This window comes from Kitasatospora gansuensis (genome assembly GCF_014203705.1).
GTDB lineage: Bacteria > Actinomycetota > Actinomycetes > Streptomycetales > Streptomycetaceae > Kitasatospora > Kitasatospora gansuensis.
Window position 1 is genome coordinate 6,623,264 of sequence record NZ_JACHJR010000001.1, and the last position, 13,477, is coordinate 6,636,740.

Genomic DNA, 13,477 nt, shown 5'->3' on the forward strand with positions numbered 1-13,477 from the left:
CGTCCCCTGTTCTACCGAGTGCCCCCGTGCGGGCGGCGGAAACCGGGCAAACCGGTTCAGGGACTGCCAAACCGGTTTCCGGCCGGGCCGGACGGGGGACCAGCAGCCGTATGGACCCCGTCCGTGCACTGGAGCGGATCGCCTACCTGCTGGAGCGCGAGCACGCGACCGAGTACCGGGTGCGCGCCTTCCGGCAGGCCGCCGCCGCGGCCCGGGCGCACCTGGCCGAGCACCCCGACCCGGCCGCGCTGGCCGCCGGGGCGAGCCGGCTGCCGGGGATCGGCCCGACCACCGCGAAGGTGATCGCCGAGGCGGTGGCCGGCCGGACCCCGGCCTACCTGGCCGAGCTGGAGACCCGGGCCGACGAACCGCTGGCCAGCGGCGGCGAGGACCTGCTCGCCGCGTTGCGCGGGGACTGCCACCTGCACTCCGACTGGTCCGACGGCCAGGTCCCGATCGAGACCATGGCCAGCACCGCGATCGAGCTCGGCCACCGCTGGGCGGTGCTCACCGACCACTCGCCCCGGCTCACCGTCGCGCACGGCCTCAGCCCTGAGCGGCTGCGCCGCCAGCTCGACGTGGTGGCCGAGCTGAACACCCGGCTGGCGCCGTTCGAGCTGCTCACCGGGATCGAGTGCGACATCCTCGACGACGGCTCGCTGGACCAGGAGGACGAACTGCTCGACCGGGTGGACGTGGTGGTCGGCTCGGTGCACTCCAAGCTGCGGATGGACCCGCTGCTGATGACCCGTCGGCTGCTGAACGCGGTGCGCAACCCCCGGATGGACATCCTCGGCCACTGCACCGGGCGGCTGCTCGGCGACAAGCCCCGGCCGGAGTCCCGGTTCGACGCCGAGCGGGTCTTCACCGCCTGCGCCGAGGCGGGCACCGCCGTCGAGATCAACTGCCGCCCCGAGCGCCGCGACCCGCCGTCCCGGCTGATCGCGCTCGCGGTCGAGGCGGGCTGCCTGTTCTCGATCGACACCGACGCACACGCCCCCGGGCAGCTGGCCTGGCAGCCGTACGGCTGCGCCCGGGCCGCCGCCGCGGGCATCGGCGCCGAACGGGTCGTCACCACCTGGACCGCGAAGCAGCTGCGCAGCTGGGCGGACACCCGGCGTACGCCGAGGCGGCGATGATGCCGGAGGTGACGCTGACCGAGGTGGAGGGGCGGCGGCTGCGGCTGACCCATCTGGAGAAGGTGCTCTACCCGGAGACCGGCTGGACCAAGGCCGCCGCCCTGCACTACTACGCGAGCATCGCGCCGCGGCTGCTGCCGCACCTGGCCGGGCGGCCGGCCTCCTTCCTGCGCTTCCCCGAAGGCGTCCAGGGCCAGCGGTTCTGGGCCAAGCGAGTGCCCGCCGGAGCGCCGGACTGGCTCAGCACGCTGGACGTCGAGCACCGCGAGGAGACGCTCCGGCACGTGGTGGTCGCCGACCTGCCCACCCTGGTCTGGGCGGCCAACCTCGGGGCCCTCGAACTGCACGTCCCGCAGTGGCAGTTGGAGCCCACCGAGCACGACCGCCTGATCATCGACCTGGACCCGGGCCCCGGTGCCTCGATCGTCGACTGCTGCACCGTCGCACTGGCCGCCCGCCGGGCGCTGGCCGCGGACGGGCTCACGGCCTGGGCCAAGACCTCGGGCTCCAAGGGTCTGCACCTGCTGGTGCCGCTGCAGCCCACCCCCGAGCGGGTCGCCACCGGCTACGTCCGGCACCTGGCGATGCGACTGCGGAAGGCCGACCCGGCGCTGGTGGTGGACCGGATGGACAAGTCGCTGCGCCGCAACAAGGTCTTCGTCGACTGGTCGCAGAACACCAGCGCCAAGACCACCGTCGCGCCGTACTCGATCCGGGCCGGGGACCGCCCGCTGGTCTCGACTCCGGTGAGCTGGACGGCGGTTCGGGACTGCCGTCGCCCGGAGGAGCTGGAGTTCACCCCCGAACAGGTGCTGGCCCGGCGTCGCGACCCGATGGCCGACCTCGCCGAACCCCGGTACCGGGGGCGGCTGTCGGAGTGATCAGCCGCGTCGGCGGCGCAGCAGGGCCAGGCCGGCCAGCAGCAGCGCGGCGGCCAGCGCGGCCGCGGCCGGGACGGCCGGGGCGGAGCCGGTCGCCGGCAGTTCGGGCCTGGCCAGGTCGGCCGGGTCGGTGCCGGTCTCGGGTGCGGACGCGGTTGTTGCCGGCCACCGGGTTGCCCACCACCACCACCACCCGGTGGGCCCGGACCGGAGCGGCCGAACCGCTCGGACCGGCCAGCGGCCAGGCGGCGAGCGGCAGCAGGGTGGCGGCGGTGACGGCGCGCAGCAGCATGGGCCGATGCTAGGCAGCGCCGACCGGCGCGGACGCGGCGCCGCGCGGTGCGTCGGGGCAGGCCAAGTCCAATGGTCGTAGGGGTCCCGGTCCGGGCCGGGACCCCTGACCGAGGGTCAGATCAGGGTCTGCCAGTAGTACCAGAACCGCTGCAGGATCAGGATCGCGATCACCGCGTACCAGAGGGCGGGGACCGTCCAGTGGTAGCGGGCCGCCTCCCGGACGACCGGGCGCAGCGCGCCCGGGACGCGGATCACGCCGGACCTGAGGTTGTGCAGCGTGGTGTACCAGAACAGCGGGATCATCGCCGCCCAGACCACCATGCAGTACGGGCAGAGCGCGCCGATCGAGTACAGGGTCTGCGTCATCAGCCAGGTGACGAAGCCGATCCCGAACAGGGTGCCGAGCTGGAGTCCCAGCCAGAACCAGCGCGCGTACACCGCACCGGCCAGGATGCCCGCGCCGACCGCGGCCACCACGGCGAAGGCGGCCAGGCCGATCAGCGAGTTGGGGAAGCCGAAGACCGAGGCCTGGTCACTCAGCATCACCGAGCCACAGCTGATGATCGGGTTGATGCTGCAGCTGGGGACGTAGGACGGGTCCTCCAGCAGCTTGATCTTGTCCAGGGTCAGCACCGCGGAGGCGTACAGCCCGAGCAGGCCCGTGACGAGGAAGAGCCAGCCGAGCCGTCTGCCGGCCTGGACCGGCGTGGTCACTTGGCCCCCGTAGTCTGCTGCACCAGGGCCTTGAAGGCGTCGCCGGTGATCGGCTGGTTGCCCGGGAAGACGTTCAGCTGCTTGCCGTCGAGCTGGACGGTCGGGGTGCCGGTGACGCCGCTGTTGTCGAAGGCGGTGGAGACCTTGGCGGCCCAGGGCAGGTAGGTGCCCTCCTTGACGGCCTTCACGAAGGCGTCGGTCTTGAGGCCGGGCACCTTGTCGGCGAGGTCGAGGATGGTGTTGACGTCGCCGAAGCCGTCCTTGCGCTCGTCGGGCTGGTTGGCGTAGAGCACGTCGTGGAAGGCCTTGAACTTGTCCACGCCCTCGTTCAGCGCCGCACCGGCCGCGTTCAGCGCGGTCTTGGAGCCCTTGCCACCGAGGTTCTTGTCGAGGAAGGTGGCGAGCTGGTACTCGATCTTGTACGTGCCGTCGTCGGCGAGCTGCTGCATGGTCTTGCCCGCGGTGGTCTCCAGCTTCTCGCAGACCGGGCAGCGGAAGTCCTCGTAGACCTTGAGGGTGTGCGGGGCGTCGGCCTTGCCGTACGTGACCAGGGTGCCGTCGGGGCCCGAGGCGTTCGCCGGCACCACCAGCGGGCCGCTCGCCGCGCTGTCCGGGGTGCTCTTCTGGTCGCTGCCGCTCACGGCGAAGGCCACGCCGCCGACCAGGGCCAGCACGGCCACGGAGGAGACGCCGATCACGATCCGGCGGCGGCGCTTCTCGGCCTGCACCTCGCGGGCGCGCTGCTCGTGGAGGCGGGAGGTGGCGGACTGCTTCTTCTGCTGGTTGGTGCTCATGGGGAGTCGAATCCTGTCGCTGCGCGCGCGGAAGCCGCGCGGGTACCTGGGGGAGGCGGGACGTCCGGGCACAGAGCGGCCCGGACGGTCGGAGGGCCTACGCGAGGGGTACTCAGCAGGCCGGTGCGAACACCGGCGGGCCACGCCGCAGGGCGGGCCGGAGCAGGATGTCGTCGGCGGGGACCAGTGCCCGGCTCGACTCGGGGATGGGCAGCCGCAGCACCGGACGGGCCGGGCGCGGGGCCGGCAGGCGGAGCACCCGCCAGACACCGGCGAGCAGTTCGCCGAGCAGCCGGGAGGTGGTGGCCTGCCCGGTCAGCGCGGCCTCGCTGTGGCGCAGGGCCCAGGAGGCGAGCAGCGCGACCAGCAGGTGGCCGACCAGCACCGGCAGCCCCGCCAGCGGCGCGGGCGTGGAGCCCGGGCTGAGCAGGAACTCGCCGATCGATCCGCCGGAGCAGACCAGCGGCTCGAAGCCGGCCAGTGGCCGGGTGCCGCCCGGCACGGCGCAGGTGAGCTGGCCGAGGTCGAACAGCACGCCGACGGCCAGTTGGGTGGGGAGCAGAACGGCGAGGAGCCGGCCGAAGCCCCACCCCGAGCCGACGAAGGCGAACGCCACCAGGAAGGCGGCCAGCCCGCCGAGCGCCACCACCGAGACCGGCAGCGGCTGCCCGGTCAGCACGACCTGGCCGAGGGCGGCGAGCAGCACGACGAGCGCGGCGAACACCGCCGCGCGCACCGCCCTGATCGTCTGACTGCCCTTCATGCCGACGAGTCTGCCACAGCGGACATATGGCGGAGGTGAGCTTGTCAGCGTCCTGTGAGCGGCCTCACGCGGTGCGGGCGGGGGCGATGCTGCGTCCACGTAGAATGGCGCGATGTCCATACCCAAGGCCGAACTCCACCTGCACATCGAGGGCACCCTCGAACCCGAACTGGCCTTCCGGCTGGCGGAGCGGAACGGGGTCGCGCTGCCCTTCGGGAGCGTGGACGAGCTGCGGGCGGCGTACCGGTTCGACGACCTGCAGTCCTTCCTCGACCTCTACTACCGGCTGATGGACGTGCTCCGCACCGAGCAGGACTTCACCGACCTCGCCGAGGAGTACCTGACCCGGGCCGCCGCGCAGGGCGTCCGGCACGCGGAGATCTTCTTCGACCCGCAGGCGCACACCGCCCGCGGCGTACCGATCGAGACCGTGATCAACGGCCTGGGCGCCGCGCTGGACCGGAGCGAGGCCGCGCACGGCATCAGCACCGGCCTGATCCTCTGCTTCCTGCGTGACCTGAGCGCCGGGTCGGCGCTCGACACGCTGGAGTCGGCGAAGCCGTACCTGGACCGGATCACCGCCGTCGGCCTGGACTCAGCCGAGGTCGGCAACCCGCCGTCGAAGTTCACCGCCGTGTACGAGCGGGCCCGCGAGCTGGGCCTGCGGGCCGTCGCCCACGCGGGGGAGGAGGGCCCGGCCTCGTACGTGTGGGAGGCGCTGGACCTGCTGAAGGTGGAGCGGATCGACCACGGGCTGCGCTGCCTGGAGGACGAGGAGCTGGTGGCCCGGCTGGTCCGGGAGCGGATCCCGCTGACGGTCTGTCCGTTCTCCAACGTGCGGCTGCGCTGCGTCGACACGCTGGCCGACCACCCGCTGCGGCGGATGCTGGACGCGGGGCTGGTCGCCACCGTCAACTCCGACGACCCGGCCTACTTCGGCGGCTACGTCGGCCAGAACCTCACCGAGACCGCGGCCGCGCTCGGCCTGACCGCGCAGCAGCAGTACACCCTGGCCCGGAACTCCTTCGAGGCGAGCTTCCTGGACCGGCAGACCCGGGACCGCTACCTGGCCGAGCTGGACGCCTGGGCGGCCGCCTCGGCCTGATCCGACGTCAGGTGCGCCCACGGAGCACCCCTGTGCGATACGGTCGCGCGAGAGCGTGGCGGCAGGGGAGGGGCCGGGATGACGGAGAACAGCATCAGTGGCGGTCAGTTCGAGTCGGTGGTGATGGCCGGCACGGTGCACCTGCACAGCGGTGCGGTGCAGCAGCACTTCGCCCGGATGCTGGCGCAGCCGGTCCGGCGCTTCGTCAACCGGACGGCGGTGCTGGACTCGCTCGACGGGTGGCACCGCGAGGACAGCGAGGCCGACCGGCCGACCGTGGTGGTGCTCAGCGGGGTCGGCGGGATCGGCAAGACCGAGACCGCCCTGCACTGGATCCGGCGGCAGGTCGCCGCCTTCCCCGGGCACCAGCTGTACGCCGACCTCAGCCCGCAGGGGCCGTCGGCGCCGCGTCAACCGGCCGCCGTACTGGAGCAGTTGCTCAGCGAGCTGGGTGTGGCCAAGGACGACCGGCCCAGTGGCACCGAGGAGCTGGCGGCCCGGTTCCGCTCGCTCACCGGTGCCGGGCCCGTGGTGCTGCTGTTGGACAACGCGGTCAGCGCCGCCCAGGTCAGGCCGCTGCTGCCGGGGTCGGCGCAGGCGGTGGTGGTGGTCACCAGCCGGACCAGGCTGCCGGGGCTGATGATGAGTCATGACGCCCACCTGGTGGACCTCGACCCGCTCACCGTGGAGGAGAGCCGGGAACTGCTCGGCGGTGCGGCCGGGGACGCGGCCGACGTCGTGCTCCGGGCCTGCGGCGGTCTGCCGCTGGCGGTCCGGATCGCCGCCGCCAGGATCGCCGACGCGCTGCCGGGCGAGCTGGCCGAGCTGATGGTCCAACTCACGGACGGAGAGCGTCCGTTGGATGCTCTCACGATGCCGGACGACATCTCGGTGCGGGACGTCTTCGCCGCCTCCTATCGCTGGCTCTCCCCGGCGGCGGCTCGCTACTACCGGCAGCTCGGCGTGCACCCCGGCGGGGTCTTCCGGGTCGAGGCGGCCGAGCCGGTGGCGGAGCTGGTGAACAGCAGCCTGGCCACCCCGCTCGGCGACGGCCGCTATCGGATGCACGACCTGGTGCGGCAGTACGCGGCCGAGTGCGCGACGTTGCCCGAGCACGCCGAGGAGCGGGCGGCGGCGGTGGGTGAGGTGCTGCGGCGCGGTCTGCTGCTCGCCGCCGGAGTGGACTCCGCACTGTCCGGCCGGTGGCGGTACGAGCCCGAACCGCTCGGTGTGCTGCCGGCGTTCGCCGACGCCGATGCGGCGGTCCGGGAGCTGGCCGGGCAACGGGAGGCCGTGTTCGGCGCCGTGCGGCTGGCCCACCTGGAGGGTCGACACGTGGTCGGGTGGCAGCTGGGGCAGGCGCTCTGGGGCTTCTGCCTGCGGACCGGCGCGCACCGGGACTGGATCGACAGCCACCGGCTCGGGCTGGACTGCGCGGTCCGCAGCGGTGACCGGCTGGCCGTCGCGCGGATGCACTTCCAGCTCGGGTTCGCGCATCTCGACCGCGCGCTGACCGACCCGGACCACGACGACTTCGGCCGGGCGGGCGAGCAGTTCGGCTCCGCGTTGACGGTGGCCCGGGAGCTCGCGCACGCGCGGACCGAGTCCTCCGCGCTGGAGGGGCTCGGCCTGCTGGCGCTCAAGCGGGCGCAGTGGGCGGAGGCCGGGGAACGGTTCACCGAGGCGCGGGCGGCGCTCGCCGGAATCGACCATCCACGCGGACTGGCGCTGCTGACCAGCCACCTCGGTCGGGCCCGGCTCGGCGCGGGCGCGTACGGCGTCGCGGCGGACTGCTTCCTGACGGCCCGGGAGATGTTCGCAGCGCTGCCCCGGCCGGACGTCTACAACCAGGCGCGCTCGCTGACCCATCTCGCGGAGTGCCGTCGGCTGGAGCGCGAACTTCCCGCCGCGGTGGCCGCGTTGGCGGAGGCCGCCGAGCTGATGAAGGGTGAGGGTTCGGACCGCGAGCTGGGCGGCATCCACCTGCGGCAGGGCGATCTGCTGGCGGAGCTGGGCGACCGGGCCGCTGCGCGGGTGCAGTGGCAGGCAGCCGTGCGGTGCTTCGAGGGCAGCTCCGACCCGCGCGGCGGCGAGGCCCGCGGCCGGCTGGGCTGAGCTCAGGCCGGAGTGATCAGCAGTACCCCGGGCGGCATGTCAGCACCGGCTGTGAGGGTGAGCCGGGTTCTCTCGGCTGGGTGCTCCAGCAGCTGCCGGTGCAGGGCCGAGGCGGCGTGGGTGAAGTCGGCCCAGGCCGGTCTGCTCTCCCAACGGGCTTGTCGGCGTTGGCCGTTGGGGAGCAGGAGGAGGCAGGCGTGGTCCGGCTGCTCCAGGGCGATCACCGGTGCGCCGAGCCGGAACGGGCCCGCCAGGTCGGCCCACTCGGTGTCGAAGGTGCGGTCGGCGGGCAGCAGGAGCAGCTCGGCCGATCCGGGGAAGGTGGGATCCGGGTCGTGCCGGTCGGCGACCAGATGGGAGTCGGTGGGCTGACGGTCCGTCAACCGGGCCGGGTGACGGCGGATCAGCACGGTGTCGGGGGCGGTCGGGCTGACGGTCACGTACATCGGCGGCAGTACCGGCAGCCGGGGGTCCGCGCCGATCGACTCGGGGAGCGGGATCGGCAGGGTGCGCGCCGGGTACGGGGGCTCCGGCAGGTCGAGGCTGCGGTAGAACAGCCGGCGGTGCAGGGCCGCCGCCTCGCCGGGGTGGGAGGTCACCGCGCTCTGCTGCGCGCTCTGTTGCGGGGTCGGCCGGGGAAGTGCGGCGAGCTGTTCGGGCAGCGGGTGGTCGGTCAGCCGGGCGGTGGTCGCGCCGAGCCGGGCCATCGGGGAGCCCGGGGCGACCTTGGTGTCACTGAAGGCGCCGAGCAGGACGGGCGTCCCGAGGTGGGCCGCGTACAGGGTGAGCGAGCCGTGGTCGCCGATCACCGCGTCGGCGGCGACCAGGGCGGCCTTCCAGGTCTCGGTCTCGGGCGCGGGCAGCAGCAGACCGGCCTCGGTGAGATCGCCCAGCAGGCGCCGGACGTTCCAAGGGCCTTCCTTGAACCAGGCGTTGGGGTGCACGGCGGCGATCACCCGGTACTCGTCGGCGGGGAGCTCGGCGAGCGCCCGGCGGAGCTGGCGGTGCCCGGGGGAGCCGAGCAGCGAGCCCTCGGCCCAGGTGGAGGAGAGCAGCACCAGCCGCTGGCCCGGCAGCAGTCCGAACGCCCGGCGGTAGGCCGACCGGAACGGGACGGCGGCGGCGAGCTGGTCGGCACACGGGTCGCCCGCGACCACGGCCACGGGTACGGCCTCCGGGCAGCCCTCGGCCAGCCGGTCCAGCTGTTCGTGATGGGAGAGCACTATCGCGGCCGGTACCACCCGCCCCTCGTGCACCAACCACTCAGCCGTCAGCCCGAAGGCTCCCGGCTCCCGGCTCCCGGCTCCCGGCTCCCGGCTGAGTGTCTTATTGTATCCGGCGCCGTGCGGTGAACCGATAAGCGGGGTAAGGAGGTTGTGCAGATCGCCGCCCCGGTTGGTGGCGATCGCGACGTCGAGCGCGGCGGCTTTCGCCTCCTCCCACGGCAGGTACGGCATCCCCATCGTGGTGATGAACTCCCGCGTCCCCGGGTCCAGCGCCGAGGAGCCGGTGCAGGTGAAGACCACGCCCACCCGGTCGTCGCCGCGGAACACGCTGAGCAGGTCCAGCAGCCGGGTCGCCGAGGTGACGTTGTGCACCACGCCGAGCACCATCCGCTCGGGCGCCACGGTGTGCCACCGCCGGTCCACCGCATCCACCCGCACCGGCTCACCTCAAGCTCTCGCCCGTCCGGTCCCGTACCGGGGCCCTCCACTGTAGTGCCGGTCCGGGAAACTCCCGGCGGGCCGGGTGGTGCGGCTGACATAGTGGCCGGATGCGCTTGATCAAGTACGGCCACGCCTGCGTGCGCCTGGAGACCGACGGCCGGGTTCTCGTGATCGACCCGGGCACGTACTCCGAGGCCGAAGCTCTCGATTCGGCCTCGGACGTGCTGGTGACCCACGAGCACCCCGACCACATCGACATCGCCAAGCTGGTGGCGGCCCGGGAGCAGAACCCGGAGCTCCGGGTGTACCTGCCGCGGCACGCCGCCGAGCAGCTTCCCGAGCTGGGCGACTCGGCGGTGGTGGTCGAGGTCGGGCAGCGGTTCACCGCGGCCGGGTTCACCGTGGACGTGGTGGGCGGGGCCCACGCCGAGATCTACGACGGCCTGCCCGGCTGCGCGAACGTCGGCTTCGTGGTGGACGGCGACGTCTACCACCCCGGCGACTCGCTGTTCGTGCCGGAGCAGTCGGTGACGACCCTGCTGGTGCCCGCCGGGGCGCCCTGGCTCAAGCTGGCCGAGGCGCTGGACTTCGTCCGGGCGGTGAAGCCGGTCCGGGCGTTCCCGATCCACGACGCCTACCTGAGCGATCTCGGCCGGGAGAACTTCGACGGCTGGATGGACTTCAAGGGCGACACCGAGTACGCCCGGATCCCGCTCGGCGAGTCCGTGACGTTCTGACCGCTCAGCCGGCCGCGTCCAGACGGTCCCGCTGATCGGCCGTCAGGTCGAGGTCGACCGCCGCCAGGCTCTCGTCCAGCTGGGCCACTGAGCTGGCGCCGACCAGCGGGATCACCGGCACCTCGCCGCCGATCAGCCAGGACAGCACCACCTGGTTCGGCGTCGCCCCGGTCTCCGCCGCGACCTCGCGCAGGGCGGCCAGCCGGGCCGGGGTGCCGGCGTGGTCGAAGCCGGGGGTGAGCGGGCGGTCGGCGCGGGCGTAGGCGCCGGCCAGCAGCGGTGAGTACGCGACCAGGGCCAGCTGCGGTTCGGTGCGCAGATAGCTGAGCAGTTCGCCGGTCACCACGCCCTGGGTGCCGTCGGCGGAGCGCAGGCTCGGCCGGTCGGTGCGCTGGCGCAGGTAGCTGTGGTGGGACTGGACCACCTCGTACCCGGGCAGTCCGGCCCGGGCCGCCAGGCTGCGGGCCCGCTCGATCCGCCAGGTCCAGTGGTTGCTGACCCCGAGCAGGCCGACCGTGCCCTCGCCGACCACGGCGGCGAAGCCCTCGACGGTCTCCTCGAGCGGCACGGCGGTGTCCTCGATGTGGGCGTAGAGCAGGTCCAGCTTCTCGATGCCCAGGCGCTCGCGGCTGCGCTCGGCCTGCTCGCGGATCACCTTGGCGGACAGTCCCTCCACGTTCAGGGTGAAGGTGCTGGTGGGCTCCAGCGGCCGGGCGCCGAGCTTGGTGGCGATGGTGACCTCGTCGCCGATGCCCCGGCTGCGCCGCCAGCGGCCGAGCAGGGCCTCGCTCTCGCCGCCCTGGCTGCCGTGTACCCAGAACGAGTAGTTGTTGGAGGTGTCGACGAAGCTGCCGCCCGCCTCGACGTACCGGTCCAGGATCGCGAACGAGGTGGCCTCGTCGGTGTCCGTGCCGAACCGCATCGCGCCCAGGCTCAGCACGCTGACGGTGCGGCTGGTCTTCGGGTCGGTGCCGATCGTGCGGTACTTCATGGCGGGGCTCCCTCGTACGGCCCGTGCTCTCCGGGCTGGTGACGAGGAGTCTGCTGGTTAGAGCGCACTCCAGGTCAAGCGCGTCCGGGCGGGTGCCGTGACCTTCGGCCGGTTACGGGTGGGGCGCCGGGTGGAAGGAGTGCAGCGGCGGATCCGACGAGCTGTGAGGAGCACGAACATGGGCGAATTGGCACTGGACGGACCGGAGCTGGCGGAACTCGCCGGCCTCTACCGTGAGTTGCACGCCAACCCCGAGCTCTCCGGGGCCGAGCACCGGACCGCCGCCGAGATCGCCCGACGGGTGGAGAAGCTCGGCTACCAGGTGACCACCGGGGTCGGCGGGACCGGGGTGGTCGGGGTGCTGCGGAACGGCGAGGGGCCGACCGTGCTGCTGCGGGCCGACTTCGACGGGCTGCCGGTGCGCGAGGAGACCGGGCTGCCGTACGCCTCGACGGCCGTCGGCGTGGATCCGGACGGCAAGGAGGTGCCGGTGATGCACGCCTGCGGCCACGACATGCACGTGACCTGCCTGGTCGGGGCGCTGGGGCTGCTGGTCCGGGGCAGGAAGGCGTGGTCGGGGACGGTGCTGGCGGTGTTCCAGCCGGCCGAGGAGACCGGTACGGGCGCGCTGGCGATGGTGGCGGACGGCCTGTTCGAACGGTTCGGCCGCCCGGACGTGGTGCTCGGGCAGCACGTCGCCCCGTACCCGGCCGGGATGGTCGGGCTGCACGCGGGCCCGGCGTTCGCGGCCACCGACGCGCTGCGGATCAGGATGTTCGGCAAGGGCGCGCACGGCTCGCGGCCGGAGTCGGCGATCGACCCGGTGGTGATGGCCGCCGCCACCGTGCTGCGGCTGCAGACCGTGGTGTCCCGGGAGATCGCGGCGACCGAGACCGCCGTGGTCACGGTCGGTTCGCTGCACGCCGGCACCAAGGACAACATCATCCCGGCCGAGGCGGAGCTGCGGGTCAACATCCGCAGCTACACACCGGAGGTCCGGGCGGCCGTGCTGGCCGGGGTCGAACGGATCGTCAGGGCCGAGGCGGCCGCCTCCGGGGCGGTCCGGGAGCCCGAGTTCACGCCCCTGGACAGCTTCCCGGTGCTGGTCAACGACCACGCGGCGGTGGACCGGGCCCGGGCGGCCCTGGTCGCCCGGCTGGGCGAGCGGAGCGTGGTGGACCCGGGCCCGGTGACCGGCAGCGAGGACGTCGGCGCGTTCGGCGCGGCCGCCGGGGTGCCGACCTGCTACTGGCTGTTCGGCGGCGCCGACCCGGCCGAGTACGCCCGCGCGGAAGCGGCCGGCCGGGTGGCCCAGGACGTCCCGTCCAACCACTCGCCGCACTTCGCGCCGGTGATCGAGCCGACGCTGAGCACCGGGATCACCGCGCTGGTGACCGTCGCGACGGCCTGGCTGGGCCGGGACTGACGGCGGGTCAGTAGGTCGAGGTGAGCGGCCGGGAGACCCGGGCGGTGTCGTCGTCGTCCGAGGTGACGGTGGTGGTGACCGAGCTGGCGACGTACGACAGGACACCGATCACGATGAACACCACCAGCAGGCCGCGCCCGCCGCTGCTCAGCACCAGCGGCCGGGTGGCCGAGGCCGGGCCGCCGCCGACGGGGGTGTCGACGGCGGTCTCGCCGAACAGGCCCTTGGGGTAGGCGGAGCTGAGCATCAGGTAGTACGCCTGGTAGCGGTACCGGTAGCGGACGATGGCCGCGGTCGCCTCGAACAGCGGGCGCGGCATCCGGCCGAGGAACAGCACCACCAGCCAGCTGATGAACGACACCGCCCACCAGCCGAGGCTCAGCACGCCCTGGATGATCGCCGCCGGGATGACCAGGATGATGCGGAAGAAGACCGCCAGCCGGTTCAGCTCACCCGGGCGGACCTCGATCCGGACGGGGTACTCGGGCGCGTCGAACCGGAACGGCGGGTACGCGTCCACCAGCAGCATCAGGTACGCCTCCACCCGGGTGCTGTACGCGACGTACCCGGTCAGGTAGCGGGCCGCGAACTCCGGCAGCCGACCGGTGATCAGCGCTCCGAACCAGCCGATCACCACCACGAAGAACGCCACGATCGAGAGCAGCCAGACCACGATGAACTGCGGGATCAGCAGCAGCATCCGCAGGAACACGGTGAGCCTGCTCTGCTGCTTCGGCTCCGGCACGTCCAGCGCCGGAAGCCACTCACGGCCGGGCGCCGGCAGCGTGGCGGATGCGTCCCACATGGTGTCTCCCTGAGGCTTCGTCAGCAGTACCCTGCTCCGAAGATCG

The 13,477-nt window shown here is 73.1% G+C and carries 13 protein-coding genes; 6 read left to right on the forward strand and 7 right to left on the reverse strand.

The window, feature by feature from the left end; all coding sequences use genetic code 11:
• The first annotated feature begins 110 nt into the window (after positions 1 to 110).
• The gene (locus F4556_RS29890) at positions 111 to 1,139 is read left to right on the forward strand and encodes a PHP domain-containing protein (protein WP_184921569.1); all 1,029 of its coding nucleotides are present in this window, start codon (positions 111 to 113) and stop codon (positions 1,137 to 1,139) included.
• Positions 1,139 to 2,020, forward strand: a complete 882-nt coding sequence (gene ligD, locus F4556_RS29895; RefSeq protein WP_184921571.1) for a non-homologous end-joining DNA ligase — start codon at positions 1,139 to 1,141, stop codon at positions 2,018 to 2,020. Before F4556_RS29890 ends, ligD begins: the two co-directional genes overlap by 1 nt.
• Here the strand turns inward: ligD and F4556_RS39795 are convergent, their stop codons facing one another.
• From F4556_RS39795 to F4556_RS29915, 4 genes are all read right to left on the reverse strand, one after another.
• Entirely contained in the window at positions 2,021 to 2,329 is a 309-nt protein-coding gene (locus tag F4556_RS39795; RefSeq protein ID WP_184925400.1) for an LPXTG cell wall anchor domain-containing protein, read from the reverse strand.
• 99 nt (positions 2,330 to 2,428) lie between these two features.
• Positions 2,429 to 3,028, reverse strand: a complete 600-nt coding sequence (locus tag F4556_RS29905) for a vitamin K epoxide reductase family protein (RefSeq protein ID WP_184921573.1) — start codon at positions 3,026 to 3,028, stop codon at positions 2,429 to 2,431.
• Entirely contained in the window at positions 3,025 to 3,822 is a 798-nt protein-coding gene (locus F4556_RS38575; protein ID WP_184921575.1) for a thioredoxin domain-containing protein, read from the reverse strand. Before F4556_RS38575 ends, F4556_RS29905 begins: the two co-directional genes overlap by 4 nt.
• A 112-nt stretch (positions 3,823 to 3,934) precedes the next feature.
• Positions 3,935 to 4,585: a hypothetical protein gene (locus F4556_RS29915; protein ID WP_184921577.1), complete on the reverse strand. Its 651-nt coding sequence runs from the start codon at positions 4,583 to 4,585 to the stop codon at positions 3,935 to 3,937.
• A gap of 112 nt (positions 4,586 to 4,697) precedes the next feature.
• Here F4556_RS29915 and F4556_RS29920 point away from each other — a divergent pair, with 112 nt between their 5' ends.
• Positions 4,698 to 5,690: an adenosine deaminase gene (locus F4556_RS29920; protein ID WP_184921579.1), complete on the forward strand. Its 993-nt coding sequence runs from the start codon at positions 4,698 to 4,700 to the stop codon at positions 5,688 to 5,690.
• Between the two features lie 78 nt (positions 5,691 to 5,768).
• The gene (locus F4556_RS29925; protein ID WP_184921581.1) at positions 5,769 to 7,805 is read left to right on the forward strand and encodes an ATP-binding protein; all 2,037 of its coding nucleotides are present in this window, start codon (positions 5,769 to 5,771) and stop codon (positions 7,803 to 7,805) included.
• A gap of 2 nt (positions 7,806 to 7,807) precedes the next feature.
• Here the strand turns inward: F4556_RS29925 and F4556_RS29930 are convergent, their stop codons facing one another.
• Positions 7,808 to 9,469: a hypothetical protein gene (locus tag F4556_RS29930; protein ID WP_184921583.1), complete on the reverse strand. Its 1,662-nt coding sequence runs from the start codon at positions 9,467 to 9,469 to the stop codon at positions 7,808 to 7,810.
• Positions 9,470 to 9,579: 110 nt separating this feature from the next.
• On the opposite strand from F4556_RS29930, the gene F4556_RS29935 reads away from it, so the two are divergent.
• Positions 9,580 to 10,209, forward strand: a complete 630-nt coding sequence (locus F4556_RS29935; RefSeq protein WP_184921585.1) for an MBL fold metallo-hydrolase — start codon at positions 9,580 to 9,582, stop codon at positions 10,207 to 10,209.
• Between the two features lie 4 nt (positions 10,210 to 10,213).
• Here F4556_RS29935 and F4556_RS29940 read toward each other — a convergent pair whose 3' ends face one another.
• Positions 10,214 to 11,200 carry an aldo/keto reductase gene (locus tag F4556_RS29940; protein WP_184921587.1) on the reverse strand — a complete coding sequence of 329 codons (987 nt, stop codon included), beginning with the start codon at positions 11,198 to 11,200 and terminating at the stop codon, positions 10,214 to 10,216.
• 178 nt (positions 11,201 to 11,378) lie between these two features.
• Here F4556_RS29940 and F4556_RS29945 point away from each other — a divergent pair, with 178 nt between their 5' ends.
• Positions 11,379 to 12,626, forward strand: a complete 1,248-nt coding sequence (locus F4556_RS29945; protein WP_184921589.1) for an amidohydrolase — start codon at positions 11,379 to 11,381, stop codon at positions 12,624 to 12,626.
• 7 nt (positions 12,627 to 12,633) lie between these two features.
• On the opposite strand, the gene F4556_RS29950 is transcribed toward F4556_RS29945, so the two are convergent.
• Positions 12,634 to 13,431 carry a DUF4389 domain-containing protein gene (locus tag F4556_RS29950; protein ID WP_184921591.1) on the reverse strand — a complete coding sequence of 266 codons (798 nt, stop codon included), beginning with the start codon at positions 13,429 to 13,431 and terminating at the stop codon, positions 12,634 to 12,636.
• Positions 13,432 to 13,477 lie beyond the last annotated feature (46 nt).

Coding starts and splice junctions, on each gene's coding strand:
- F4556_RS29890 (WP_184921569.1), top strand. CDS start 111: ATGGACCCCGTCCGTGCACTGGAGCGGATCGCCTACCTGCTGGAGCGC.
- ligD (WP_184921571.1), top strand. CDS start 1,139: ATGCCGGAGGTGACGCTGACCGAGGTGGAGGGGCGGCGGCTGCGGCTG.
- F4556_RS38575 (WP_184921575.1), bottom strand. CDS start 3,822: ATGAGCACCAACCAGCAGAAGAAGCAGTCCGCCACCTCCCGCCTCCAC.
- F4556_RS29915 (WP_184921577.1), bottom strand. CDS start 4,585: ATGAAGGGCAGTCAGACGATCAGGGCGGTGCGCGCGGCGGTGTTCGCC.
- F4556_RS29920 (WP_184921579.1), top strand. CDS start 4,698: ATGTCCATACCCAAGGCCGAACTCCACCTGCACATCGAGGGCACCCTC.
- F4556_RS29925 (WP_184921581.1), top strand. CDS start 5,769: ATGACGGAGAACAGCATCAGTGGCGGTCAGTTCGAGTCGGTGGTGATG.
- F4556_RS29935 (WP_184921585.1), top strand. CDS start 9,580: ATGCGCTTGATCAAGTACGGCCACGCCTGCGTGCGCCTGGAGACCGAC.
- F4556_RS29940 (WP_184921587.1), bottom strand. CDS start 11,200: ATGAAGTACCGCACGATCGGCACCGACCCGAAGACCAGCCGCACCGTC.
- F4556_RS29945 (WP_184921589.1), top strand. CDS start 11,379: ATGGGCGAATTGGCACTGGACGGACCGGAGCTGGCGGAACTCGCCGGC.
- F4556_RS29950 (WP_184921591.1), bottom strand. CDS start 13,431: ATGTGGGACGCATCCGCCACGCTGCCGGCGCCCGGCCGTGAGTGGCTT.